Origin of the sequence: Candidatus Planktophila sp. (genome assembly GCF_046070465.1) — a bacterium.
GTDB lineage: Bacteria > Actinomycetota > Actinomycetes > Nanopelagicales > Nanopelagicaceae > Planktophila.
In genome coordinates, this window is the sequence record NZ_JBJTMK010000045.1 from 1 (window position 1) to 2,665 (window position 2,665).

General features: G+C 49.3%; 2 protein-coding genes. Both read right to left on the minus strand.

Annotated elements, in window-relative coordinates; genetic code table 11:
• The coding region (locus tag ACKOVI_RS02225) for a DoxX family protein (RefSeq protein ID WP_509602385.1) at nt 1–315 on the minus strand (315 nt) is incomplete at its 3' end.
• Between the two features lie 166 nt (nt 316–481).
• Entirely contained in the window at nt 482–2,455 is a 1,974-nt protein-coding gene (locus ACKOVI_RS02230) for a 5'-nucleotidase C-terminal domain-containing protein (RefSeq protein ID WP_509602386.1), read from the minus strand.
• Nucleotides 2,456–2,665 lie beyond the last annotated feature (210 nt).

A 2,665-nucleotide genomic window follows, 5' to 3' on the forward strand; every position in this document is an offset into this window, starting at 1 on the left:
CTTATTGAATGCCATTGTCTCCTGCATCTTTGTATTTGCATCTGTTTCTTTCCAGTACTGGTGGAAGATAAGAGCCGCGAGGATGACTGTGAGTGCGATCAAGAGAGCACCGAGGTCAACCCATGTTCCGAGAACGACGAGGATTCCACCGACAAGGAAGGTAAGGCCAGATCCGATAACTCCGAGCTTTGCGGCGGGAAGCTTCTTGTACTGTGCATAGCCTGTCATTGCTTCGAGGTTCTTAAAGTGCGCAAAGCCAGCGCCAATCCAGAGCGCGCCAAAGAAGATACGGCCGATAATAAGTAGTGCGTTCAATTCATTCTCCTAGTGTGTTTGCCCAGCATTATCTGCTGAGTACGGATTAATGGTACGTGCCTTAGTTGAAATTTCAACTATATTCCAAAAACGACACGCCATCTATGCATAAGAAAAGGGCCGCACCGTAACAGTGCGACCCTTTTCCTTTCACTCAAGCAGGCGATTAGCCAACCTTTGTTGTGCGTCCATCAGCTACTGGAACTGTGATTGTCTTTGCTGCCTTCACGGCTTCGATGAAGACATCGACCAAGAGATCACGAACCTTTGCTGTCGCAGGTGAGAAGACGCCGACATAGCCGTCTCCGCCCTGAACCACATAATCCAAAGTTGCAACGGTGTAGACAGTTGAATCCTTTGCGATTGCCTTGCCGTCAAGAGTAGTTACTGACACGACGCGTGAGCCGAGTGGCTTGCTGCTGTCGAATGAGAACTTAAATCCTGAGATTTGTGGGAAGCGACCATCTGCAGGGTATGCACCACCGACGCCATTTTCAAGCGCCTTCCAGAGCAATGTACCTGTGATTGTTGTTGTTGAGACAGAGTTACCGAATGGGAAGACTGTCATTGCATCGCCGACTGTTACATCGTATGGACCAGCTGCTGAAGTTGCTGGGCGAACAAGCGTCTTATCCAATGGCGTGTATGTCTTAGCAGGGAATGTATCGCGGATACCTCCACCGTTAAGGAATACAAAGTCAGTCTTGTACTTCGCGCGGATTGCATCAGCTGTGAAGTTTCCAAGTGGTGTTTCACTTGAACGCTCGACTGCTGGAGATCCTCCGCGTGGGAATACTGCAGAGACTGTACCGATCTTGACATCAAGCTTTGGTGCCAACTGATCCTTATACTTCTTCACAAGCGCTGCTGCTGTTGCATCTGGCGTGAACTTTGCAGCATCAGCCTTTGAGATGTACTCAACGGCTGATCCCTTCACGCGACCTGTCTTTGTGTTGAGACAGAGTGTTGTACGTGTGTACTCAACGCCTGCGTTGCGAACTTCGGCAACCAATGTTGCTGAAGATCGTAGTGATGCAGCTGGGACAGCTGTTGAGTAAACAAGGTGGCTGTGACCACCGAAGATTACGTTTGCGCCCTTGATTTGTGATGCGAGATCTGGAAGGCGTCCTTGTGCAACTCCATCAAGGTTCTCTGTCCATCCCTGGTGAACAAGCGCGATAACAACTTGTGCGCCTGCTGCACGGGCATCAGCAATTGCCTTATTGATACCTGTGACACCTGGATCGATTGTGATTGTTCCGGAAGCTCCCTTGAGGTTGCCCGGGAATACCTGCTCGACTGTTGACTCTGTGTTTGAGCCTACGATGCCAATCTTGACTCCGTCACGTGTGACCATTGTGTATGGCTTTGCTGCCTTTGATCCCGAAACAAGATCCTTGAGTGAGCTGTAGTTTGAAACAACCCACTGGAAATCAGATGCGCCGATAACTTTTTGAACATGTGCAATATCGCGATCATGTTCGTGGTTACCAAATGTTGATGCATCAACCTTCATGAGGTTGAGCGCTTCGATGGTTGGGAGCTCTTCGAATGCAGAAGAGATTTGTGGAGCAGCACCGATGTTGTCACCTGAAGTTACAGCAACTGTGTTTGGGTTAAGAAGGCGATCGTTGTTCCATGCTGCAACAAGTCCTGCTGCGCCAATGCTTGTTGACGATACGTCAATTGCACCGTGGAGGTCAGATAGCTGTAAGAATTGAAGTGACTTGTAATCAGCGTTCACTGTTGCAAGCTTCAACTTTGTTGCATCGAAGCTCTTATTTGCCTTTGCAGCTGCAGAGATTCCATATTCATTTACTGCCTGAACAACAGGTGTAAATGTCTTTTGACCTGCAAGTACAGGAATTGTGACAACTGACTTTGCAGTTGCGGGAACGATTATTGGACACGATCCAGGTCCTGCAGAGACGATGTATGAAGTGATCTCTGGAGTTGTTGCAGCAGATGGCGTCCAGCTGACAGTGATTCCATTTGTTCCTTCATTTGCTACGACCTTTGTCGGAGCAGATGGGGCTGAGTATGTAACAGCCTGTGCGATAGGAGTAATGACTGTTACAGCAAGGGCTGCAACAGCAGATGCGGCAACAAGTGCGCGCTTGAGGGCGTAAGTGGTTTTCACGTTGCGAAATCTAGGGGGCGACCCTGCTCGATTGAGATGCCACGCCCATTTGTGTTCAGTCGACACTCAATCTTCATCCCTTCGTTACTTTCGCCCACGCTCAACCCTGAAGGCAAGGTCGAGCGTTGCCCTTGTCGGTGGGGTGGGCTATTTTTCGAACATCTGTTCGAATATTCAGAGTCTTCGAACACCTAGAGCGAGCGCAAAGGA